This window comes from Acerihabitans arboris, from assembly GCF_010131535.1.
Taxonomy (GTDB): domain Bacteria; phylum Pseudomonadota; class Gammaproteobacteria; order Enterobacterales; family Enterobacteriaceae; genus Acerihabitans; species Acerihabitans arboris.
The window spans coordinates 45956-68457 of record NZ_WUBS01000006.1 but is presented as its reverse complement, the minus strand read 5'-3'; the positions used below and the strand labels follow the sequence as shown (position 1 = coordinate 68457).

General features: G+C 61.0%; 22 protein-coding genes. 7 read left to right on the top strand and 15 right to left on the bottom strand.

The genetic code is table 11. The features are described from left to right. The first annotated feature begins 27 nt into the window (after positions 1 to 27). On the top strand, positions 28 to 411 hold the full coding sequence (locus GRH90_RS09630; RefSeq protein ID WP_162365731.1) for a MerR family transcriptional regulator: 384 nt from the start codon (positions 28 to 30) through the stop codon (positions 409 to 411). Between the two features lie 9 nt (positions 412 to 420). On the opposite strand, the gene GRH90_RS09625 is transcribed toward GRH90_RS09630, so the two are convergent. From GRH90_RS09625 to GRH90_RS09610, 4 genes are read right to left on the bottom strand one after another with little or no spacing between them, the layout of a single operon-like run. After that, entirely contained in the window at positions 421 to 1020 is a 600-nt protein-coding gene (locus GRH90_RS09625) for an ATP-dependent Clp protease proteolytic subunit (RefSeq protein ID WP_162365730.1), read from the bottom strand. Between the two features lie 45 nt (positions 1021 to 1065). Continuing rightward, the gene (locus GRH90_RS09620; RefSeq protein ID WP_162365729.1) at positions 1066 to 1428 is read right to left on the bottom strand and encodes an SRPBCC family protein; all 363 of its coding nucleotides are present in this window, start codon (positions 1426 to 1428) and stop codon (positions 1066 to 1068) included. After that, positions 1425 to 1739 carry an ArsR/SmtB family transcription factor gene (locus GRH90_RS09615; protein ID WP_162365728.1) on the bottom strand — a complete coding sequence of 105 codons (315 nt, stop codon included), beginning with the start codon at positions 1737 to 1739 and terminating at the stop codon, positions 1425 to 1427. Before GRH90_RS09615 ends, GRH90_RS09620 begins: the two co-directional genes overlap by 4 nt. A 44-nt stretch (positions 1740 to 1783) precedes the next feature. Then, positions 1784 to 2563, bottom strand: coding sequence for an SDR family NAD(P)-dependent oxidoreductase (locus GRH90_RS09610; RefSeq protein WP_162365727.1), 780 nt, complete (start codon positions 2561 to 2563; stop codon positions 1784 to 1786). 159 nt (positions 2564 to 2722) lie between these two features. On the opposite strand from GRH90_RS09610, the gene GRH90_RS09605 reads away from it, so the two are divergent. Further along, positions 2723 to 3598: an AraC family transcriptional regulator gene (locus GRH90_RS09605; RefSeq protein WP_218586234.1), complete on the top strand. Its 876-nt coding sequence runs from the start codon at positions 2723 to 2725 to the stop codon at positions 3596 to 3598. 4 nt (positions 3599 to 3602) lie between these two features. Here the strand turns inward: GRH90_RS09605 and GRH90_RS09600 are convergent, their stop codons facing one another. After that, positions 3603 to 4982: a CoA transferase gene (locus GRH90_RS09600; protein ID WP_162365725.1), complete on the bottom strand. Its 1380-nt coding sequence runs from the start codon at positions 4980 to 4982 to the stop codon at positions 3603 to 3605. 185 nt (positions 4983 to 5167) lie between these two features. Between GRH90_RS09600 and GRH90_RS09595 the strand changes: the two genes are divergently transcribed. Continuing rightward, entirely contained in the window at positions 5168 to 6010 is an 843-nt protein-coding gene (locus GRH90_RS09595) for a helix-turn-helix transcriptional regulator (protein WP_162365724.1), read from the top strand. A 111-nt stretch (positions 6011 to 6121) separates the two neighbouring features. Here the strand turns inward: GRH90_RS09595 and btsR are convergent, their stop codons facing one another. The 3 genes from btsR to GRH90_RS09580 form a co-directional block, all read right to left on the bottom strand. Then, positions 6122 to 6847, bottom strand: coding sequence for a two-component system response regulator BtsR (gene btsR, locus GRH90_RS09590; protein ID WP_162365723.1), 726 nt, complete (start codon positions 6845 to 6847; stop codon positions 6122 to 6124). Beyond that, entirely contained in the window at positions 6841 to 8532 is a 1692-nt protein-coding gene (locus tag GRH90_RS09585) for a sensor histidine kinase (RefSeq protein ID WP_162365722.1), read from the bottom strand. The genes btsR and GRH90_RS09585 overlap by 7 nt, the downstream gene beginning before the upstream one ends. Positions 8533 to 8730: 198 nt before the next feature. Next, entirely contained in the window at positions 8731 to 9738 is a 1008-nt protein-coding gene (locus GRH90_RS09580; RefSeq protein ID WP_162365721.1) for a zinc-binding alcohol dehydrogenase family protein, read from the bottom strand. Between the two features lie 301 nt (positions 9739 to 10039). Here GRH90_RS09580 and GRH90_RS09575 point away from each other — a divergent pair, with 301 nt between their 5' ends. Beyond that, complete coding sequence (locus GRH90_RS09575; RefSeq protein ID WP_162365720.1) at positions 10040 to 10729, top strand: GntR family transcriptional regulator; 690 nt, start codon at positions 10040 to 10042, stop codon at positions 10727 to 10729. On the opposite strand, the gene GRH90_RS09570 is transcribed toward GRH90_RS09575, so the two are convergent. The 5 genes from GRH90_RS09570 to GRH90_RS09550 all read right to left on the bottom strand — a co-directional run bounded on the left by GRH90_RS09570 (position 10726) and on the right by GRH90_RS09550 (position 16915). Further along, the gene (locus GRH90_RS09570; RefSeq protein ID WP_178113098.1) at positions 10726 to 11556 is read right to left on the bottom strand and encodes an ABC transporter permease; all 831 of its coding nucleotides are present in this window, start codon (positions 11554 to 11556) and stop codon (positions 10726 to 10728) included. The two genes, GRH90_RS09575 and GRH90_RS09570, sit on opposite strands and share 4 nt — an antisense overlap. A 14-nt stretch (positions 11557 to 11570) precedes the next feature. Further along, positions 11571 to 12830: an ABC transporter permease gene (locus tag GRH90_RS09565; RefSeq protein ID WP_246235974.1), complete on the bottom strand. Its 1260-nt coding sequence runs from the start codon at positions 12828 to 12830 to the stop codon at positions 11571 to 11573. Positions 12831 to 12882: 52 nt separating this feature from the next. Continuing rightward, positions 12883 to 13911, bottom strand: coding sequence for an ABC transporter substrate-binding protein (locus GRH90_RS09560; RefSeq protein WP_162365718.1), 1029 nt, complete (start codon positions 13909 to 13911; stop codon positions 12883 to 12885). A gap of 256 nt (positions 13912 to 14167) precedes the next feature. Continuing rightward, positions 14168 to 15625 carry an NAD-dependent succinate-semialdehyde dehydrogenase gene (locus GRH90_RS09555; RefSeq protein ID WP_162365717.1) on the bottom strand — a complete coding sequence of 486 codons (1458 nt, stop codon included), beginning with the start codon at positions 15623 to 15625 and terminating at the stop codon, positions 14168 to 14170. A gap of 21 nt (positions 15626 to 15646) precedes the next feature. Next, positions 15647 to 16915 (bottom strand): 4-aminobutyrate--2-oxoglutarate transaminase, encoded by a 1269-nt coding sequence (locus GRH90_RS09550; RefSeq protein ID WP_162365716.1) that lies wholly within the window; start codon positions 16913 to 16915, stop codon positions 15647 to 15649. A 130-nt stretch (positions 16916 to 17045) separates the two neighbouring features. On the opposite strand from GRH90_RS09550, the gene pdxR reads away from it, so the two are divergent. Together pdxR and GRH90_RS09540 are read left to right on the top strand one after the other, a co-directional pair. After that, complete coding sequence (gene pdxR / locus GRH90_RS09545; RefSeq protein WP_162365715.1) at positions 17046 to 18530, top strand: MocR-like pyridoxine biosynthesis transcription factor PdxR; 1485 nt, start codon at positions 17046 to 17048, stop codon at positions 18528 to 18530. A gap of 452 nt (positions 18531 to 18982) precedes the next feature. After that, the gene (locus tag GRH90_RS09540; RefSeq protein WP_162365714.1) at positions 18983 to 20083 is read left to right on the top strand and encodes an ABC transporter ATP-binding protein; all 1101 of its coding nucleotides are present in this window, start codon (positions 18983 to 18985) and stop codon (positions 20081 to 20083) included. 198 nt (positions 20084 to 20281) lie between these two features. Here GRH90_RS09540 and GRH90_RS09535 read toward each other — a convergent pair whose 3' ends face one another. Together GRH90_RS09535 and GRH90_RS09530 are read right to left on the bottom strand one after the other, a co-directional pair. After that, positions 20282 to 20530 carry a GlsB/YeaQ/YmgE family stress response membrane protein gene (locus GRH90_RS09535; RefSeq protein ID WP_162365713.1) on the bottom strand — a complete coding sequence of 83 codons (249 nt, stop codon included), beginning with the start codon at positions 20528 to 20530 and terminating at the stop codon, positions 20282 to 20284. 180 nt (positions 20531 to 20710) lie between these two features. Then, positions 20711 to 21367 (bottom strand): metallophosphoesterase, encoded by a 657-nt coding sequence (locus tag GRH90_RS09530; RefSeq protein WP_162365925.1) that lies wholly within the window; start codon positions 21365 to 21367, stop codon positions 20711 to 20713. A gap of 260 nt (positions 21368 to 21627) precedes the next feature. Between GRH90_RS09530 and GRH90_RS09525 the strand changes: the two genes are divergently transcribed. Continuing rightward, the gene (locus GRH90_RS09525) at positions 21628 to 22500 is read left to right on the top strand and encodes a DMT family transporter (RefSeq protein WP_162365712.1); all 873 of its coding nucleotides are present in this window, start codon (positions 21628 to 21630) and stop codon (positions 22498 to 22500) included. The last annotated feature ends 2 nt before the right edge of the window (positions 22501 to 22502 follow it).

Here is a 22502-nt window from a genome sequence, read left to right as displayed (position 1 = left end):
GGTCAAGCAAAAATACAGGGGTTGGTCATGCGCATTGGAGAATTGGCGCGCCGCGCCGGCGTCAGCGAGCGGATGCTGCGTTACTACGAACAGGAAGGCTTGCTGCAACCGCTGCGCGCGGTGTCAGGCTACCGCGACTATGGCGAGATGGAAATACAGGCCGCGCAGCGCATCCGCATGCTGAGCGCGGCGGGTTTGAAGATTGAAACCATCCGTATCCTGCTGCCCTGTATCCTGGACAACCAGCCGCGTTTTGTACCCTGCAACGAGGTCAGGGCGGCGTTGCGCCGGGAAGTCGAGAAGATGGACGAAAGGCTGCGCGACCTTGGCGAGAGCCGGTTAATCGTCGCGGGTTTTCTTGATGGCGTGGAAGCGGCTGTCAATGGCGATCGGCCGTCGCGACCGGCATGACTTCCGGCATTAACCTTGCGCCTTATACAGAATGCGATCGATTAATCCCCACTCAAGCGCTTGCTCGGACGACATGAAGCGGTCGCGGTCGAGATCGCGCTCAACCTCGTCATAGGCGCGTTCGCAATGCTCGGCGTACAACCGCGTAATGCGGCGTTTCGTTTGCCGCATTTCTTCGGCATGGATAAAGATATCCGATGCCTGCCCCTGGAAACCGCCCAACGGCTGATGAACATGCAGACTCGCGTTGGGCAGCGCCGCACGCTGGCCCGGCTCGCCAGCCATCAGCAGGAATGATCCCATTGAGCGCGCGGTTCCCATGCAAAGGGTATAGACCGGCGCCTTGATGAATTGCATGGTGTCATACATGGCGAGACCACTGGTGATAACCCCGCCGGGCGAATTAATATACAGATGGATGGGCTTTTCCGGATTCTCGGCTTCCAGGAAAAGAAGCTGCGCGCAGACCAAAGCGGCTATCGCATCGTCGACTTCACCATTGAGGAAGATGATGCGCTCGCGCAGCAGACGTGAATAAATATCGAACGATCGTTCACCCCGGCTGGATTGCTCGACGACCATCGGGATGAGTTGCATCGCTTCGCGCATGGACGACTCCTGTTTGCCAACTATTGTGTGCCCCGCCAAGCCGGCTCAGGCGGCAAGCATCAGATAACACGCGTCGTCGTTTGCCGCAGCCGACGAATGACCGTTCAGCCGCGCGTCAGGCAGCCGGTGGATGATGGTCAGAATGGTTCCGCCCATGTCGTTGGGCCTGATTTGCAAGGTGACCCGGCTTTCAAGGAAAGGCGGTTCTTCATCATCACGCATGCGGTAACATATCTCCGCCTCCGGGGTAGATGAAATGGGCTCGGACTGCGCGCAGGCAACATCGGGCAACCATTTTTCACGCAGCGCGGGAATACTGAGGGCCCGCCACACCTTCTCCGGGGACGCATCAAGCACGTATTCGAACAGCAGTTCGTTGGCATGATTTTCGGTTTTTGGGTTGGTCATTGATCCATGTCCTTCAGCAAAATCTTCAAATCATCCACCCGCGCGGGCCAGTAGGCACGATACTTCGCCAGCCATCGGGCGACAAGTGCCAAGCCCCGCGGATCAATTTGGTAGTTAACAAAACGGCCCTGCCGCTCTTCGCGCACCAGCCCGGCGTTACGCAGCACCGCCAGGTGCTGCGACATGGCGGATTGGCTAATCTCAATGCCTACGCGCAATGCGCTGGCGTTCATGCTGCCGACCGCCAGTTTTTCAAAGATGGCGCGGCGGGTCGGATCGGCCAACGCCTTGAAGATGTCGTTTTCAATCATGCTTAATACATTAGCGTATACTTATGTGTTGTGCAAGTGTACGACTAAATACGCATCCCGCCCGAGACCTCGATACGCTGGGCATTGACCCAGCGATTATCGTCGCTGAGCAGCGCGGCGATCATCGGCCCGATATCGTCCGGCAGGCCGGCGCGGCCCAGCGCGGTGCTCTGCGCAACGCGTTTATTCATCTCGGGATTGTCACGTACCATGCCGCCGCTGAAGTCGGTGGCGATAGCGCCCGGCGCCACGGTGTTGACGGCAATGCGGCGCGGCCCCAGCTCCAGGGCAAGATAGCGGGTCAGCACCTCGACCGCGCCCTTCATCGACCCATAGGCCGCGCTGCCTGGAAAAGTAATGCGCGTCAGGCCGGATGAGATATTCACGATACGTCCGCCGTCATTGATCAGCGGCAGCAGCCGTTGCGTCAGGAAAAAGACGCCCTTGAAATGGACATTATACAGATTGTCCAATTCTTCCATGGTGACCTGCCCGAACGGCGCGTGATGGGATATACCGGCGTTGTTGACCAGGTAGTCGAAACGCGCGGCGCCAAGCTTAGCCAGCGCCTCCCCCGCCCGCCCGGCAAATACGCCGAAGGTTTCGGCCCGGCCGGTGTCGAGGGGTAATGCCACCGCCCGCTGACCTTCAGCCTCCACCAGGCTGACCACCTTTTCCGCTTCCGTCCGGTTGGCGCGGTAGGTGAAGATGGAACTGACTCCCCGGCTGGCGAGGTTAAGTACGGTACTCCGCCCCAGGCCACGGCTTCCCCCGGTGACAATGGCAACTTTTGCCGCCGGCCCCCTTGCATGTTCTGTCGTCATATCTGGCTCCTTAATACGCTGTGCGAACCAGCTTATGCCGGCCGGTCGGTCGGCTGAATGCCCGATCTCACCCCATTCTTGCCCAATCCTGCCAGGCCCCTACACTTTGGCGCCGCACATCGCTACTATGCTATCACCGACGAACGCGGAGATATCGCCGTGAAAAATGCCCTGGCCGACGCCCTCGAATGTTACACCGACACCCACGCCGGGGAGAATCCTTTCGTGACCGCCGTCGAAGGGCTGACAATCCTGTGCTCGGAGCATGAAAGGCCGCCTTCGCATTTGATTATGAAACCCGCCCTCTGCGTGGTGGCCCAGGGCGCGAAATGGACGCTGTTCGGCAACCGGCGGTATGACTACGGGCCGGGCCAGGCGCTGGTCGTCAGCGTTGAAATGCCCGCGTTCAGCCGGGTGGCTAAAGCCAGCTCCGACCAGCCGTTTCTTGGCGTGGTGATTGAGTTCGACCTGGGGGTAATGCGCGACGTTTTAGCCCATCTCGGGACACCGCCGGCACTGGATGTCGCGACCGGCCACGGCGTTTGTGTCACCGACTTTGCCGGCCCGCTGTCGGACTGCGTGCTACGGATGGTGCGTTTGCTCGATACGCCCAACGCGATCCCGGTGCTGGCGCCGATGATCATGCGGGAAATATGCTATTGGCTGCTGACCGGTCCCCATGGCGGCGAGGTGGCCAATATCGTGCTGGCAAACGGTCACGCGCAGCGGATCGTCAGCGCGATTAACACCCTGCGGGAGCGCTATGCCGAGACGGTGCGTATCCGTGAACTGGCGGCGGTGGCGCGGATGAGCCCATCGGCGTTTCACCGCCGGTTCAAGGCGTTGACCGCGATGACGCCATTGCAATACCAAAAGCGCCTGCGCCTGCTTGCGGCGCGTCAGTTGATGGTGACGGGCGCCGCCAACGCGGAGATGGCGGCCTGGCGGGTAGGATATGAAAGTCCGTCCCAATTCAGCCGTGAATACGCGCGTATGTTTGGCGCGCCGCCGCGACGGGATATGACGACGTGGTAACCGTTCACCACCATACCGCCGGGCTGCTGCCGGGCGGCATCGAGGTGAACGCATATCCCGCCGGCGTGCGTTCAAGCTGTGCGCTGGGCCTTACGGCGCGCAGCTCGCCGAAGCCGGACGCCGCGGTATCGAGCCAGGGGCTGAAATCCGGCGGGACGCGGTGCAATCCGCGCTCGACGCGTCCCAGTCCGCGCAGCCAGTGGCCGGTCTGGGCCAACGAAACCTGTACATGCCAACTCCCCCCTTCCCGCCGCTGGCGCCACAGCGCCGCCGCCGCGCCGAAGACCATCAGGTAGCCGGTGGCCTGATCGAGAATTTGCATTGGCAGCGGCCGCGGCCGGCCGTTGCCGGCGGCTTCGCCTTCGGCATGGTTAAACCCCATGGCGGTCTGCACCAGTGAGTCAAAACCGCGGCGCATGGCCCAGGGACCCTGGGTGCCGTAGGCGGTAAGGGAAACGCAGACGATGCCCGGCCGGCGTTCGGCCAGCGCCTCGGGTGAAAACCCAAGCGCCGCCAGCCCGCCCGGACGATAGCCCTGCGAGAACACGTGCGCGTGCCCAATCAGGCGCCATAGCGTGGCGCAGCCTTGCGGCGTGCGCAAATCCACCAGCGTCGAGCGTTTTCCCCGGCTGGTGTCGGCAATCGACTCGATATTGGGCAAGTTGGGCGAATTCACCAGCATCACGTCGCCGCCCAGGGCGGCGAACGCCCTGCCGCCCACCGGACCTGCCAGGATCCGGGTCAAATCCAGCAGGCGCACCCCGGTCAGGGGCAATTGATCATCACGCAGCGGCGTAAGATCCGCCGGAGGCGCGTCACCGATACGCTCGAGGGTCAGCAGGGGTTGGCCGGCAACCGCCCGGCCCTGCGGCGTGTCGTCCCATTGGTCAAAACGCCGCAGCGCCGCCGCCACCAGGCCGCGCCCGGCGCTGGCCTGTTCGTAGTCAAACGCGTCCCAGGCCGACAAGGCGCGTTCGGCGTCGGCGCGCGTGGCGTTTGCCGGATCCAGGCCCAATAGGAATAATGCCCCCTCGCGATGATGCGCAAAGTTGGCATGAATGCGCACATGGCCGTCGCGGCAGCGATACAGGCCGGAAAAATGATCCCACGGGCCGGGCACCCGGCCGTCAAGGGAGAACCAGCCGCTGCATTCCACCGCCGCATGGGCCATATCCACCGCCACCCGCTGGCGGGCCGCGCCGCGCGCGTGTCCCAGCTCACAGGCCGCCAGCGCCGCGGCGGCTATGGCGCTTTGCGCGGCGGCGCCGACGCGGAAAGAGGATGGAAAGAGCGGATCGGCGCCGGTCAGGAAGGTTTGCGCCAGCGCCTCGGGCGGCAGCGCGCCCAGGCGCCAGAGCGACGCCAGCAGGTCATGATGTTGCATAGGTCCGTTTCCCCGCACGCTATCTTTACCGCCAGCTTGCCCTATTATGCCGGCCCTGCCAAGCAGGACAAGGGATAGGCGATAACGCCGTCTGGCCGGCGAAAGGCCGTGGCGTTATACTGCTACGATAACCGACAGGCCGGGCATGCGACCATGCGCGGCGAGGACCCGCGGGAAGGTAGGGCATGGCAATTTCAGAGGATGGCAATCTGCTGGGAAACTATCTCAGGTACCGCCGCACCAGGCTGGACGCGTCGCGCCTGGGGTATCCCATGAGCCGCAGGCGCACGCCGGGGCTGCGTCGCGAAGAGGTGGCGCAGCGCGCCAACGTCAGCGTCACCTGGTACACGTGGCTTGAGCAGGGACGCGGAGGCGCGCCCTCGGCCGAGGTGCTGGACCGGCTCGCCCGCGCGCTCGAACTGACGGACGTCGAGCGCGAGCATCTGTTTCTCCTTGCGCAAAACCGCCCGCCCGAAATCGATTATCCCAAGAGTCGCTGCGTATCGCCTCAACTGCAGCGGGTGCTGGACTCGCTGGAGTTCATCCCCGCCTATGTGAAGACCGCCGAATGGGACATCATCGCGTGGAATCGCGCCGCCGTGGTGGTGCTGGCCGATTATGCGACGCTTCCCGAGGCGCAGCGCAATATCCTGCGCATGATCTTCTGCAAGCCCGGCGTCCAGGCCAAGATACCCAACTGGGAAAGCGTCGCCCGCTTTGTGGTGGCCACGTTTCGCGCCGAAACGGCGAGGACCGGGTTTGGCGCGCGCGCCAAGGCGCTGGTCGATGAGCTGGGCCTGTCCAGCCCGGAGTTCAGGGAATTGTGGCGCGACCAGGATGTCGGCCTGCACGGCGAGGGAACCAAATATATCCAGCATTCGACCCTGGGACTGATTACGCTGGAATATTCGGCTTTCGCGGTCGACGGCAAACCGGATCTGGGCATGGTGATCTACAATCCGGCAACGGCAAAAGATCGGGCCGGGGTACGGGCGCTAATGGAAAAAACCCTGCCCGGCCAATCTTGAACGCCGCCGCCGGCCCCCGGCGGCCGGCGCTGATAGCCTGAATCTCCCGCGCAGCCGGGCCGTCAGGTGCGGCATGACGCCACGCGCCTGCCGCGGGCGACGCGTTGCCGCTCAGGCCTTCAGTCCCAGTATTTGCTTGAGGGACTTCAGGTAACGGCGGCTAACCGGCACCGACTGGCCGTTGTTCAATACGATTTCGGCCTGCCCGGACTCCTCCAGGCGAATCTCGCGCAGATGCGCCATATTGACCAGAAATTGCCGGTGGCAGCGCACCAGGGGCGTGCGGCTTTCCAGCACTTTCAGCGTCAGCTCGGTGAAGCACTCGCCGCCCTCAAGGCCGGTAACATACACCCCGCTCAGCCTGGAGTTGGCAAACAGCACCTCGTCGGTTTTCAATAAATAAATCCGGCTGTGGCCGGTGCAGGGAATATATTTCAGGTCGTTTTCCTGTCCCGATAATACGGCAATATCCTGCTCCGGCCGCGCATTATGCAGGCGGTTCAGGGTTTTGGCCAGGCGGCGCGATTCAATCGGCTTTAACAGGTAATCGAACGCATGCTCCTCAAAGGCGCGGATGGCATATTGATCGAAGGCGGTGAGGAACACGATATAGGGCATGCAGGCCGGGTCGATCATGCCGACCATTTCCAGCCCGCTGATGCGCGGCATCTGGATATCAAGGAAAATCACGTCCGGATGCAGGCGGTGCACCGCGCCTATGGCTTCCAGCGCGTTGGCGCTCTCGCCGATAATAGTGATTAACGGGTCCTGCTGGAGCAGGCAGCGCAGGTTTTCACGGGCCAGCGGCTCATCATCGACAATCAGCACGGTCAGCATTTCGCCTCTTCCTCCAGCGGCAGGCTCAGGATGATACGGGTAAACAGCTCGGGCTTGAATTCGACACTGATGCCATAGCCCTCGCCGTAGCGTACCCGCACGCGTTTATCCACCAGGTTCATGCCAAGGCCGGTATTGCCGGCCGCCAGTTGGTATAAACCGGCGTTATCCTCGATGCTGAGCAATAAGCGGTGGTCATGCCGCCGTGCGCGCAGCGTCACGATCCCCTCGCCGAGCAGTTGCGACGTGCCGTGCTTGATGGCGTTTTCCACCAGCGGCTGCAGCGAGAAGGCCGGCAGGTGCATGCCGAGCAGGGCTTCCGGCAAATCAAAGCGGATTTGCAGACGGTCCTGGAAACGCGCTTTTTCGATCTGCAGGTAGGCGTTAACATGCTCGATTTCGTCGGCCAGCGTGACCACTTCTTCCGAGCGCTTGAGGTTCTTGCGAAAAAAGGTCGAAAGGCTTTGCACCAGCTGGCTGGCCTGTTCGCTGTCGCGGCGGATCACCGCCACCAGCGTATTCAGGGCGTTGAACAAAAAATGCGGATTGACCTGGGCGTGCAGCAGCTTGATTTCCGACTGGGTCAACAGAAGCTTGTGCCGCTCATACTGCCCGGCCAGGATCTGGGCCGACAGCAGGCTGGCAATGCCTTCGCCCAGGGTGCGGTTGATGGAACTGAACAGGCGGTTCTTGGCCTCATACAGCTTTATGGTGCCGATCACCTCGCCGTTCTCGCCCCGCAGCGGGATCACCAGCGCCGAGCCCAGCTTGCAGTTACGTTGTAACGAACACTGGTATGGCGTCTCGTTACCGTCGGCGTAAAAGACCTCATTGTTGTCGATGGCCCGGCGTGAATGCGCCGAGGAAATCGGCGTGCCCGGCAAATGATGGTCGTCGCCGAGGCCGATGAACGCCAATAGCTTTTCCCGGTCGGTAATGGCCACCGCGCCGATATCCAGCTCCTGGTAGATGACCTCGGCCACCTTCATGCTGTTTTCCTGGTTAAACCCCTGGCGCAGGAAACCCTCGGTACAGACGGCGATTTTCAGCGCCCTGGCGGAAAAGGCCGAGGTATATTTTTCGAACATCGCCCGCCGGTCCAGCAGGATGCGCATAAACATCGCCGCCCCGACGCTGTTGGTGACAATCATCGGCAGGGCGATGCTCCTGACCAATCGCAATGCCTCCTCATACGGTCGGGCTACCGACAGGATAATGATCATCTGGAAAATTTCCGCCAGCAGCGTTACGCCGGCCGCGGTAAAGGGGTTAAACAGGCGATCGATGCGCCCGCGCCTGAGCAGCAGCCGGTGCGCCAGGCCGCCCAGTAGCCCTTCCACCACGGTGGAAATCATGCAGCTGACGGCGGTCATGCCGCCCAGGGAATAACGGTGCAGGCCGCCGGTCAAACCGACCAGCACCCCCACCACCGGACCGCCCAGCAGACCGCCCAGCACCGCGCCGATGGCGCGGGTATTGGCGATGGAGTCCTGGATATGCAGGCCGAAATAGGTGCCCATGATGCAAAACATGGAAAACATGACATAGCACAGCAGCTTATGGGGCAGGCGGACGGTGACTTGCATCAACGGGATAAACAGCGGTGTTTTACTCAGCAGATACGCAATGACCAGATAGACGCACATCTGCTGCAGCAGCAGTAAAACCAAATTGAACTCATGCATAGACAACGGCTCGGAAAATAACTCCCGTCATGCGCGGCTCGCAACCTGGCATAGTGAGGGCATTATGAGGATATCGGCCCGCTAAATTACCGAAAAATTCCCGCGTTGTCTTTGACAGCACTCACTAATTTTCATGCTTATTACATTAACGCCGCTAAATAAGTCGGCGTTAATGTAATGATAATACCAGCGCGGGCTTCAGAAGCCCTCGAGCACGATCTTGCCGCGCGCGGCGCCGCTTTCCAACAGCGCATGCGCTCCACGGAGATTGGCGGCGTTGATGACGCCGAAATGCTGGCCCAAGGTGGTCTTGAGCACATCCTTATCGATAAGCGCCGCGACGCGATCCAGCAGGTGATGCTGTTCGATCATATCGGCGGTTTCATATTTGGCGCGGGCAAACATAAATTCCCAATGCAGCGACAGGCATTTGGTTTTGAGCGGCATGGCGTCAAGGGCGGCCGGATCGTCAATCAGGGCCAGGCGGCCCTGCGGCGCAAGCGCGTCGATCAGCTGCGGATAGTAGCTGTCGGTGTGGGTCAGGCTGGCCACGTACCTGACATTCGCGATGCCCAGTTGCGTTAACTGTGCCACCAGCGGGCGGCGATGATCGATCACATGGTGAGCGCCAAGCTTAAGCGCCCACTCGCGGGTCTCCGGGCGCGAGGCGGTGCCGATGACGGTCAGGCGGGTCAGCCTGCGCGCCAGCTGCGTTAATATCGATCCGACGCCGCCGCCGGCGCCAATAATCAGCAGCGCGTCGCCTTCCCCGCCGTTTTCGGCCACGCCCAGGCGGTCGAACAACAGCTCCCAGGCGGTAATCGAGGTCAGCGGCAGCGCGGCGGCATTGGCAAAGTCCAGCGAGGCCGGCTTGCGCCCGACGATGCGCTCATCCACCACATGGAATTCGCTATTGCACCCCGGGCGGGTGATGGAACCGGCGTAAAACACCTCATCGCCCGGCTTGAACAGCGTGACCTCCGGCCCGGTCTGGTCAACGACGCCGGCGACGTCCCAGCCCAGCACGCGGGGCGCGGTTACCGCCGCGCCGGCGCGGACTTTGGTATCGACCGGATTCACCGAAACAGCCTTGACCGCCACGACGATATCGCGTGGACCGGGGGTCGGTTTGGGCAGGTCGATATCAACCAGCGCCCGGGGGTCTTTGATAGGTAAGCCGTGCTGGGTATAAGCAATCGCTTTCATAGGTGTGTCTCCCTTAATAATGAATAAGCCCGGACCATCCGGCCTCGGCGGCGAACCTTGCGCCATGGGCCGTTACCGGCGGCGCCGGTCAACGATATGAAAGATTAGGCTTTTTTTTGGCGAACGCCTATCGTCAAAACCAACTAACACCTACTCGGCAAAAGTGTAAATCACGATCCCCGGCCGCCCTGCGGACCCGCATTAACGGGATCGCGGCGCGCGTGGGCATTTGACGCATCATGTTGTATATTTGATGTAGACATTTTTTTGCCGCCGCGGCGGCTTTCAGGCAGGTCCACCCTTGAGTTACCAACCAGGTCCCATAGAACACTCTTATCTTGGCTCAAGCGTTTACGCCAATCTGCGCCAGGCGTTGATTACCGGCCAGTTAAAGCCCAACGATCGCTTGCGCATCCGTGAGCTGGCCGCCCAGGTCGGCACCAGCGTGACGCCGGTCAGGGATGCGGTGTTGCAATTGGCCAACGAACAGGCGCTGGAGATGCGTACCCCGAAAGATATTCGCGTACCGTCGCTGACCCATGAACAGTACCTGGAGCTGAAGACGCTGCGCATTGAATTGGAAGGACTGGGCGCGCAGCGCGCGGCGGCCAGGATCACCCCCGCCGCCGTCCAGTTGCTGACCGTGAATATCCGGCGCAATATCCGCGCCATTACCGAAGAGGATTGGGTGGCGGCATTGCGGCTCAACAGCGAATTTCATTTACTGGTGGCGCAAAGCGCGATGATGCCGGTGCTGAGCAGCTTTGTCGACCGGCTCTGGATGCGCACCGGCCCGCTTATCGCCCAGGCTTATGCCCAGTTAACCCAGCAGATGACCATCGGCCATCACCAGGAACTGCTGGCCGCGTTGCGCCAGCACGACGGCGATGCCGCCGCCGCCGCCATTCGGCAGGATATACTGGACAGTCACGGAATCCTGGCGCAATTTACCGCGGCCAACCGTCCATCGGACGACCTTCCGTCCGCTTAGAAGCGTCCTTCGGCGCCGCGAATGCGCGCGGCCCGGCGGCGCAGCATCTCCATGACCAATAACAGTATCAGCGAGGCGCCCACCATCAGGGATGCGGCGGCGGCAATCGTCGGGTCGAGATTCTCGCGGATGCCCGCAAACATCTGGATCGGCAGGGTACGCTGCCCCGGGCTTGCCAGGAACAGCGTCACTACCACTTCATCAAATGACGCGGCAAAAGCGAACAGCGCGCCGGAAAAAACGCCGGGGGCAATCAGCGGCAATGTCACCCGGGCAAACACCAGCCAGGGCGGCGCGCCGAGACTGGCGGCGGCGCGCGACAGGTTACGATCGTAGTTTTTCAGCACCGCGGTAACGGTGATGACCACAAAGGGTACGCCCAGCATGGCGTGCGCCAGCACCAGGCCGAGATAGCTGTTCAACAGCGAAATGCGGGCGAAAAAGAAAAACATGCCCACCGCGACGATCACCACCGGCGCTATCATCGGCGAGACAATGATCGCCATTACCAGGGTCTTGCCGCGAAACTCGCCGCGCACCAGGCCCACCGAGGCCAATACGCCGAGGACCGTCGCCAGCAGCGTGGCCAGCGGCGCTATCAGCAAACTGTTGCCCAGCGCCCCCAGCCATTCGCGGGAATGAAAAAACGCCTGATACCAGCGCAGGGAAAAGCCATTGAGCGGATAGCTGAGAAACGAACCGGAGTTAAACGACAACGGCACGATTATCAGTACCGGCACCACCAGGAACAGCAGCACCGCCGCGCCGTAAAAATTAAATACGGCGTTCCACAACCGCATCAGCAACAGGCCTTCTTGTCTGATCATTTTTATTCTCCCGGTTAATGCGCGGCCAGCTCCGCCTGAGTCCGGGTCACCCGGAGATAGACGATGTAGAGCAGGATCACGATGATCAGCAGTTGACTGCCGAGCGCCGCCGCCATGCCCCAATTCATCGTGGTATTGGTAAAGAACGCCACGAAATAACTCAGCATCTGATCGCCGGGTCCGCCGAGCAGCGCGGGCGTGATGTAATAACCGATGGCCATGATAAACACCAGTAATCCCCCCGCCGCCACGCCGGCGTAGGTTTGCGGCACATACACCCGCCAGAAGGCGGTGAACGGATGCGCGCCGAGCGAAATGGCGGCGCGCATGTAATTGGGTGAAATGCCTTTCATCACCGCATACAGCGGCAGGACGATAAAAGGCAGCAAGATATGTGTCATGGCGATATAGACGCCGACGCGGTTAAACACCAGGACCAGCGGTTTGTCGATAATGCCGGTATGCAGCAGCGCGCCGTTGATTAAGCCGCCGGATTGCAGCAATACAATCCAGCTGGCGGTGCGCACGATTAACGAGGTCCAGAACGGCAGCAACACCATAATCATCAGCAGATTGGCGCGCCCGGCCGGCTGTTTGGCCAGCCAATAGGCCAACGGATAACCCAGGGCCACGCAAATAAGCGTCACCACCGCCGCCATCAGCAGCGTGCGCAGCAGCACATCCACATACAGCGCCTGTCCTTCCGGCAGGTGCGTTATCTGTCCGGTCCGGATATCCACCTTGCGGTCGAAGACCGCCAGGGCGTAATAGCTGGTTAAGGGCCGGCTGGCGCGCTGCACCGAACGCCAGACGGTAACGTCCCCCCACTGCGGCAGAGCCTCGATCAGCGCCGCGCGCGTGCCGGACTGCGCGTCGGGAGCGGCGCGCAGCGTATGCATAATCAAACTGCGGTACGCCGGGCTTTCGTAGCTCAGCCGCTTGGCCACCGAGGCGATTTGGCCGTTGGCGCGCGCCAGGCGCAGATCGCTGACCAGCGCCTGGAAGGTTGCCTCATCCGGCAGGCTGGCGCCGTCCCAACGGGACAACATCGCCGTCAGGGTGGGCAAGCCTGCGCGAATTTCCGGATTCGCCACGCTTTTCATCAGGACAGACGCAATGGGCACCACAAAACTGACCAGGATAAACAGCAATAGCGGGGCCACCAGCAGCCAGGTGCGGCGCTTGTAGACCTTTTGCGACTGATACAGTTGCTGTTTCAGCGTGGTGGTGTTTAAAGCGTCGGCGATCACGTCTTTCGCCGGCATAGCTTCCATGGGTGTCATTGTTTCTTCTCCGGTGTGCATGGCGATTCCATTCGGTCAAACCTTACTGAGCGGCCCAGGCGTTAAAGCGCTGTTCAAGATCTTCGCCGTGCTCAATCCAGAACTGCGTATCCACCGCCAGCGCATTGGCCAGGTTATCCGGGGACGTCGGCAGGTTGGCGGCAATCGCCGGTTCGATCAGGCCGATGGTTTTTTTATTGGTGGGGCCGTAAGGAATATTTTCAGCGAATACCTTCTGGTTTTCAGGCTGATTGGCGAAGGCGATAAACTGTTCGGCCAGGGCCTTGTGCTTGGATCCTTTTACGATGGCCCAGCTGTCCAGATCGTACAGGCTGTTATCCCATACCATCTTGAAATCATGCCCTTCGGTGGCCGCCGCCGCTACGCGACCGTTATAGGCGGAGCTCATGACCACGTCGCCGGATACCAGCCATTGCAGCGGCTGCGCGCCGGATTCCCACCATTGGATATGGGATTTGATTTCATCGAGCTTACGGAAGGCGCGGTCGACACCCACCGGCGTCGCCAGTTGTGAATACACGTCCTCGCGCCTTACGCCGTCGGCCAGCAGGGCAATCTCGAGCGTAAACTTGGCGCTCTTGCGCAGCGCGCGCTTGCCGGGGAAATCCTTCACGTTCCAGAAGTCGGCCCAGCTGGTCGGCGCTTTTTTCAGTTTCTGCGCGTCATAGGTCAGCACGGTGGACCAGAGGAAAATACCGGCGCCGCATTCGGTGGCCGATCCCGGCACATATTCACTTTTGTCGCCCAGCTTCGACCAGTCCAGAGGTTCGAACAACCCTTCGTCGCAGCCGCGGCGCAGTTCAGGCCCTTCGACTTCCACCAGGTCCCACCCCACCTGCCCGGTTTCGACCATGGAACGGATCTTGGCCATTTCACCGTTATACTCCCCGGCCTCGATCTCGCCTTTGCCCGCGGCCTTGAACGGCTGGTAAAAGGCTTTTTCCTGCGCGACCTTGTTCTGTCCGCCAAAGGAAATCACGGTGAGCGTGTCGGCCTGCGCCTGGAAGGCCAGACCGACCAGTAATGTGGATACCGCTAATTGTTTCAACATACCCTATCCCCTAAAATTTTCGCCAGCGAAAGTTAAATGATGCATCATACATCAAGCAGGTTTCGTGCCACTTTGGCGACTTTTTGAAAATGGAGCAGGAAGCGGTAAAATCAGGGTATGGCTGGGCGTTGGATACCGGGTTGTACCCGGATGATGCGTTAAGGCTGTGCATTTAATTACCGGGTTGCACCTTGGCGATGCAACCCGGGTTGCGGCCCCGGTCCCAGGCGAAAGCGGGCCGGGGAAACGCGGGTTATCAGGACGCGGCGATATCCACGCACAGGTATTTCATTTCCAGGTATTCGTCGATGCCGAAGCGCGATCCCTCGCGCCCGAGTCCTGACTGCTTGACGCCGCCAAACGGCGCCACTTCATTGGAAATCAAGCCGGTATTGATGCCGACCATACCGTATTCCAGCGCTTCGGGCACCCGCCATTGCCGGGCGGCGTCACGGGTAAATACGTAGGCGGCCAGGCCGAATTTGGTGTCGTTGGCCATGGCGATAGCCTCGGCTTCGTCGCCAAAGGGGAACAGCGGCGCCACGGGACCGAAGGTTTCCTCGCGGGCAAAACGCATCCGGCTTGTCACATCGCCTACCAGGGTCGGCTCAAAGAAGGTGCCGCCCAGCGCGTGGGGTTTGCCGCCCGCCAGGAGCGTGGCGCCCTGCGACAGCGCATCGTCGATATGCGAACGCACCTTGCCGACGGCATCCGCGTCAATAAGCGGCCCCTGCGTGGTGCCCTCCGCCATGCCGTTGCCCACCCTGAGCGCCCCCACTTCGGTTATCAGCCGGGCGACCAGGGCGGGATAAATCCCCCGCTGAACGTAAATGCGATTGGCGCAAACGCAGGTCTGCCCGCTGTTGCGGAATTTCGACGCCATGATGCCGGCCACCGCGGCATCGAGATCCGCATCATCGAATACGATGACCGGCGCGTTGCCGCCCAGCTCCAGCGAGAGCTTTTTGACGGTCGGCGCGCACTGCGCCATCAGCAGGCGCCCTACCTCGGTAGATCCGGTAAAACTCAGTTTGCGCACCACCGGGCTGGCGCACAGTACCCGGCCCACGTCGGCGGCGGGGCCGGTCACCACCTGCAAAACGCCGCGCGGGATGCCCGCCTGCAGCGCCAGTTGCGCCAGCGCCAGCGCGGTAAGCGGCGTTTGTTCGGCGGGTTTGACGATCATGGTGCAACCCGCCGCCAGGGCGGGTGCAACCTTACGGGTGATCATCGCCGCCGGGAAGTTCCAGGGGGTGATGGCGGCGGTAACGCCGATGGGCTGCTTTAACACCAGCAGCCGCTGCCGGGCCTGGGGCGACTGCAGGATGCTGCCCTCAACCCGTTTGCCCTCTTCGGCAAACCATTCGATGAAGCTGTTGGCATAGGCGATTTCGCCGCGCGCCTCGGCCAGGGACTTGCCCTGTTCGGCGGTCAGCAGCCGCGCCAGATCTTCCTGATGCTCGCTGATTAACCTTGCCCATTGTTGCAGCAGCGCGGCGCGCTGTTTGCCGGTCAGCGCCCGCCAGGGCGCCAGGGCCAGCGCCGCGGCATCGATGGCAAACCGGGTTTGGGCGGCGCTGACCTGCGCCACCTCAGCCAATATTTCCCCGGTCGCCGGATTGATGACGGCTTCGCGCGCGCCGCTGTCGCCATCGCGCCATTCACCGTCGATCAACGCCTGGTGACGGAGCAGTTGCGGGTGATTAAGCTGCATAATCGTTACATCCTTACGTATTTATGACTTGAGTAGCCGGCTCAGCAGGTCCAGCGCCGCGGTGAACTGGTCATCGGGGATGGTGAGCGGATACAGAAAACGAATTACGTTGCCGTGCACGCCGCAGGTCAACAGCAATAATCCCTGTTCCAGCGCCTGTTGCTGGATGGTCTTGGCGTACCGCGCGTCAGGCTTGCCGCTGGCCGGGTCGGCAAATTCGACCGCCACCATGGAACCCCGGCCGCGCACGGCGGAAATGGACGGACAAGATTGCCGCGCCTGTTGCAGCACTTCCATCAGATGGCCGCCAAGGCGCTGGGCGCGTTGGCAAAGCTGTTCATCCTCAATCACCCCCAGCACCGCCAGCGCGGACGCCACGGCCAGCGGATTGCCGGCGTAAGTGCCGCCCAGCCCGCCCGGCGCCGGGGCATCCATCACGTCGGCGCGGCCGGCGACGGCGGAGATGGGGATGCCGCCGCCCAGGCTTTTCGCCATGGTTATCAAGTCCACTTTAACCTGCGGGCAGTGATCCATGGCGAACAGTTTACCGGTGCGGGCAAAACCGCTTTGCACTTCGTCGGCAATCAGCAAAATGCCGTGCTGGTCGCACAGCTTGCGCAACGCAACGATAAATTCGGCGGGCGCGACGTTAAATCCGCCTTCCCCCTGGATGGGTTCGAACAAAATCGCCGCCACCTGATCCGGGCTGATATCGGTATGGAACAGGCTGTCGATGCTGGCAAGAGCCTGCCCGACGGACACGCCGTGCAGCTCATTGGGATAAGACGCATGGAAAATCTGGCCGGGCAACGGACCGAAGCCCAGCTTATAGGGCGCGACTTTGCCGGTTAGGGCCAAGGTCAGCAGCGTGCGGCCATGGAACGCGCCGCCGAAGGTGATGACGCCGGGACGCCTGGTATAGGCGCGGGCGATTTTCACCGCGTTTTCCACCGCTTCGGCGCCGGTGCTGAACAGCGTGCTTTTCACCGGACCGGCGACCGGCACCCGGGCGTTAAGCTGTTCGGCCAGTTCCACATAATTGCCGTAGGGCACAATCTGGTAGGCGGTATGGGTAAACAGCTCTAGTTGCGCTTTGATCGCCGCGACGATTTTCGGATGGCGGTGTCCGGTGTTCAATACCGCGATACCGGCGGCGAAGTCGGTATACTCACGGCCCTCGACGTCCCACAGCGTGGCGTTTTCCGCGCGCGCGGCATAAAAATCACACATAACGCCGACGCCGCGCGGCGTGGCGGCTAGACGACGTTGGTTTAATTCGCTGTTGTTCATGCTGGCACTTCTCCCAATATGATGCGGCATAACGTGCGCTGGTATCGATCCCGGCCTAACTCCCGATTGCTATTTACCCGCTTTGTGGATCTATAATCCAGTGCCAGTTTTAATTTATTGAAGGTGCCAATTGCGTTCGTTATTAACCGATATGCTGCTGCAGCATCTATCCGCCCGCACCGAGGGGCCGCTGCACCGGCGTTTATATGACTGTATTCGCCTGGCGATCCTCGACGGCGACATCCGTGCCGGCAGCCGCCTGCCGCCGACGCGCGACTTGGCTATAGAGCTGACGCTTTCGCGCAACACCGTCAGCGCCGCCTATGAACAGCTGCTGGCGGAGGGCTATATTTTCACCCGCGCCGGCAGCGGCACCTTCGTTACCGATCATATGCCCGACGGGGCCATGGCGCCGGTGAACGAGCAGCAGCCCGCCTGCGAGCGCCTGGCCGGGGACGAGTTTTCGGCGCGCGGCGCCAATTTGCTGGCCCGTTCCGGCGCGTCGCCCCATCAATGGGGGGCATTTATGCCGGGAGTGCCGGATGTATCCAGCTTTCCGCACGGCCTGTGGCGACGTATCCATTCCAGGCTTATCCGGCGCATCAAACCCGATTACCTGACCTATTCCCGCATGGGCGGCAGCCCGGAGCTGCAGCAGGCGCTGGTGGATTACCTGCGGGTGGCGCGTTCGGTAAACTGCGGCGCGGAGCAGATTATCATTACCGAGGGTACCCATCAGGCGGTCGATTTGCTGGCGAAAATGCTGTGCAACCCGGGCGATCGCGCCTGGATTGAAGAACCTAGCTATTGGGGCATGCGCAATGTGCTGACCATTAACGGCGTCGACGTCCAGCCGGTACCGGTGGACGACCAGGGATTAAAGCCGCCGGAAGGCAGTGAAACGCCGCCGCGGCTGATCTGCGTGACACCGTCACATCAATATCCCACCGGCGCGGTAATGAGCCTGCAGCGGCGCCAGCGCCTGCTGGCTCTCGCGCAGGAGCATAACGCCTGGGTGATCGAGGATGATTACGACAGCGAGTTCCGTTTCTCCGGCAACCCTATTCCCGCCTTGCAAAGCCTGACGCCGCAGGCGCCGGTGATTTATATCGGCACCTTCAGCAAGACGCTCTATCCAGGGCTGCGCATCAGCTATATGGTGCTGCCGCAGACGCTGGCGCGGGAGATGCGGGTGGCCCACGCCGAGCTGTATCGCGGCGGACACTGGATAACCCAGCTGGCCCTGGCGCAGTTTATCGCCGAAGGGCACTACGCTTCCCATATCCGCCGCATGCGCCTCCTGTACGGCAAGCGCCGCGCCGTCCTGAGCCGGCTTATCCTGGCGCATCTCGGACCGGACGCGCTGCGCGACGACAGCAACGCCGGCCTGCACCTGGTGATGTCGCTGCCCGACGAGGCCGACGATATCCTGCTCTCCCAGGCGGCGGGCCGGCAAGGCGTCTATGTCAGGCCGCTGTCGACCTATTATCTCGGTTCGGCGCGCAAAAAGGGGTTGTTGCTGGGGTATGCCTGCGTGGATGAAGAACAAATAGAAAGCGCGTTCATGACCCTGCTGGCCTGTATGACGCAGCCGGCGCCTGTCGAACCGCGCTGATACGACGTTCTGGCGCATCCGGATAATGGCGCCCGCCTTTCAGGGACGGCGCCGTGTGGCCAGGGCGCCCATGCGCGGGATCGGGCCGGTTGCCGCCTTTTGGTGCGCGCGGTTAAGTGCGGGAACGCGGCGATCAACCAGGCGCCTGAGGTGCTAGGTGACCGGGTACGGCGTGGACGCGGAGCGCCGATTATGGCTAAAAAAGCGTAGAAATTCATGAGCTTGCTTATATAAAGCCTACCCGGGATATTTGCCTTTTCAGCGTTGAAATCGCTTGTCGCGGCACAGGCGCGATGGTAAAAATAATCACCGTAAGCACCGGGACATGCCGCCCGCCTAAAGATAAGCATATTCCGTGCCATAACCTCGTCGGCAAACCGCTGCGCCTGCTTAACTCCCATTAACAGGACATCGTTTCCGAATCGGTCTTGATTACGAGGTTGAGTTTTATCATGAAGAATTACGTTAGCTTTAAAAATATCCAAAAGACCTACGATGGCGACAAGCTGGTGGTTAAAAACCTCAACCTCGATATAGGCGAAGGGGAATTCCTGACGCTGCTCGGCCCGTCGGGGTCCGGTAAAACCACCAGCCTGATGATGCTGGCGGGGTTCGAAACGCCCACCCAGGGCGAAATCTACCTGCGCGATCGGCCGTTACATCATCTACCGCCCCACCGGCGCGATATCGGCATGGTATTCCAAAACTACGCCTTATTTCCCCATATGACGGTGGCGCAGAACCTGGCCTTTCCGCTGTCGATTCGCCGGATGAATAAAAGCGATATCAAGGAGAAGGTGGATAAGGTGCTGGATCGGGTCAAGCTGACCGCCCTGGCCGACCGCTATCCCGCCCAGATGTCCGGCGGCCAGCAGCAGCGCGTGGCGCTGGCGCGGGCGCTGGTGTTCGAACCCAAGCTGGTCTTGATGGACGAACCGCTGGGGGCGCTGGATAAACAACTGCGCGAGCATATGCAGATGGAAATCAAGGCGCTGCACCAGGCGTTGGAATTGACCATCGTCTATGTGACCCACGATCAAAGCGAAGCGATGACCATGTCGGATCGGGTGGCGGTATTCAACGACGGCATTATCCAGCAGATCAACAGCCCCAGCACGCTGTATGAAGAACCGCAGAACAGCTTCGTGGCGCGGTTTATCGGCGAAAACAACAGTCTGCTGGCCACCCAGACGGGCAGCGAGGATGAATTTTATCGCACCGCCCTGGACGACGGCACCGCGCTGCGCGCGCTGAAGGTGCGCCCCAGTTCGCCGGGACGCAAGATCATGCTGTCCATCCGGCCGGAGCGCGTCGGCATCAATGTGCCGGCCGGCCAGCTGCCGGCGGGGTCGCAGCAAATCAACGCCAGGATCACGCAGTTCATCTATTTGGGCGATCACGTGCGCATGATGACCGAGGTGGCGGGCCAGCCCAACTTTATGGTGAAGCTCAGCGCCGCCGCTATGGATGCCGCCTGGAAGCCGGGCAGCGAGGTTACCCTCTCCTGGCAGGAGCGCCACCTGCGCGCGCTGGACGCCGTGACCCTGCAATAAAAGAAGGCTGGAAAATCCAGCCTTGCTGATACTGCGGTGGGCCGGTTGCAGCCCGATGCGGCGATAAGACGCTTTATATAAGGTGCGGCCTGGGGCGCCAACAGCGTCACCGTGCCTTTTAAGTTACCCTTCCACCGCCCGGAGCCGGTACCGGCAATGCCGCGGCGCGCTGATCCGCGAAATTAACCGCGATGCCGATTACCTTCTCACCAGGCGGTAGATCCACAGCACCACGACGGCGCCGATCACCGCCACGACAAAACTGCCGAAGTTAAAGCCGTCGACGCGGCCATAACCAAAGAAGGTGCTGATATAACCACCGACCACGGCGCCGACGATACCGAGGATGATAGTGATGATAAAACCGCCGCCGTCCCTGCCCGGCATGAGAAATTTAGCGATAATGCCGGCGATAAGTCCAAAAATAATCCAAGATAGAATTCCCATAACCACACTCCTTATATAGCGTTTGCTTTTCGCAAAATGCTTGATTGACACGGGTCTTGAATAAATGAACCCAGAAACCTTTACCAGTATAGCCGAAGGTGATGATTATGCTGGCAAAGGGCAACTATTCCCCGCCGTCCGCCGGCAACGGACGCTGGCCGACGCCGAGCGGCCCCGGTACTAGAACGGCAGGGCCGTTAACTCGACCAGTGTTAACGCGCCGCCGAACACCGCCCCGGTATCGATATAAAACTGGTTGTAGAAATGCCTGACGCGTTCGAGGGGCGTATGACCGAAAAAGAAGTGCGACGCGCCGGTGATGGGCGCCCCGCGCCCGCGCTGATTGCGATTGATGCGCTGGCGGCTCCATACCACCAGTTCCGGATCGACGGCTTGCCCGTAGCGATAGCTGTCCAGGGGATAATCCGCGTGCGCCACCACGACATGACGCCGCGGCATCTCGATATCGATAATCAGCGGCAGGCCGGCGCAGCGTTCAATCAGCGCCGCCGCCCGCCGCCGCTGTTCGTCGTCCAGGCGCAAAAACCATTGACCGCCGTTGGCCAGCCAAAGTCCCTCGTCGCTGGAGGATAAGGCATCCATCGCCATCTGTTCATGGTTGCCGCGCACCGCGCAAAACCAGGATTGTTCGAGCAGTTCAAGACACTGGAGATTTTGCGCGCCGCGATCGATCAGATCGCCCACCGAGATCAGCAGATCGGCCGAGCGATCAAACCCTTGCCGCGCCAGTTTAGCGAGCAGCAGATCGTAACAGCCATGCAAATCCCCCACGATAAAGATCCGCCGCCAGCCATTGGGATCGATTTTGCGGTAGATCTGTTCCAGCACTAACTGATTCATCGCCCCCCCGTGATAACCCGCCGGCCAGCGGGTAGAAAACGCCGCCGACCGTTCGTTGCCGGACATGTTGTTATTTTCGTCCCGCATTGGTTAAAAGAATAGCAGGCGGGGATACGCCGGCACGATAAATTCGGCCATAGGCGAATAGAATGAAATCTACACATTAAAAGCTGTTAAAACAGGCGGCTGACAGGCAGCATAGACGCTATTCGCCTTTTTATATCCCGGTTCGCTTAATGAACAAACGCCACGCTCTCGTCTCGCTGAACATCGCGGCATTCTTTTTTGGCCTTTCCGGCATCCTGGGCAAAGTTATTGCCATCTCGCCGGCCGCCATCGTATTTGGCCGCGCCCTGTTCGCCGTGCTGGCGCTATCGCTGCTGATGCTGGGCCTCCGCGGCTTTCGCTGGGAACGCATCAGCCGTAAAAGCGCCCTGGTGGTAATTGGCGCCAGCGTGATCCTGGCCGGACACTGGCTGACCTTTTTTATCTCGGTTAAAGCCGCGGGCGTGGCGATCGCCACGCTGGGGTTCGCCAGTTTTCCCGCCTTTACCACCCTGTTTGAGAGCCTTGGGTTTCGCGAGCGGATTTCGCTGCCCGAAGTGATGCTGATTGCCCTGATTTGCCTTGGCCTGATAATGGTCTGTCCGTCATTTGATCTGGGCAGCGGCAATACCCGGGGCTTTTTATGGGGAATTTTGTCCGGGGCGCTGCTGGCGCTGCTGATTATCTGCAACCGTGTTACCGCCGTGAGCATCAGGCCGGTGCAGGCGGCGTTATGCCAAAACGTCGTCATCAGCCTGCTGATGCTGCCTTTCGCTTTCCATGAGCTGGCGCTGGCGTCCGCCGGCGACTGGTTTTACCTGGCGCTGCTGGGCATATTTTGTACCGGGGTGGCGCACAGCCTGATGGTCACCAGCCTGCGTTTCGTCAAGGCGCGCGCCGCGGCGGTGTTTTTCGCCCTGGAGCCGGTCTACGCCATTTTGTTTGCCTGGGGATTGTTCAACGAGCGGCCGACGCTACGCATGTTCGCCGGCGCCGCGTTGATTATTTTGTCGGTGACATTATTTTCGCGCAAAGGGAAAAAAAGCGCGGCGGCGGCCGCGTAAAA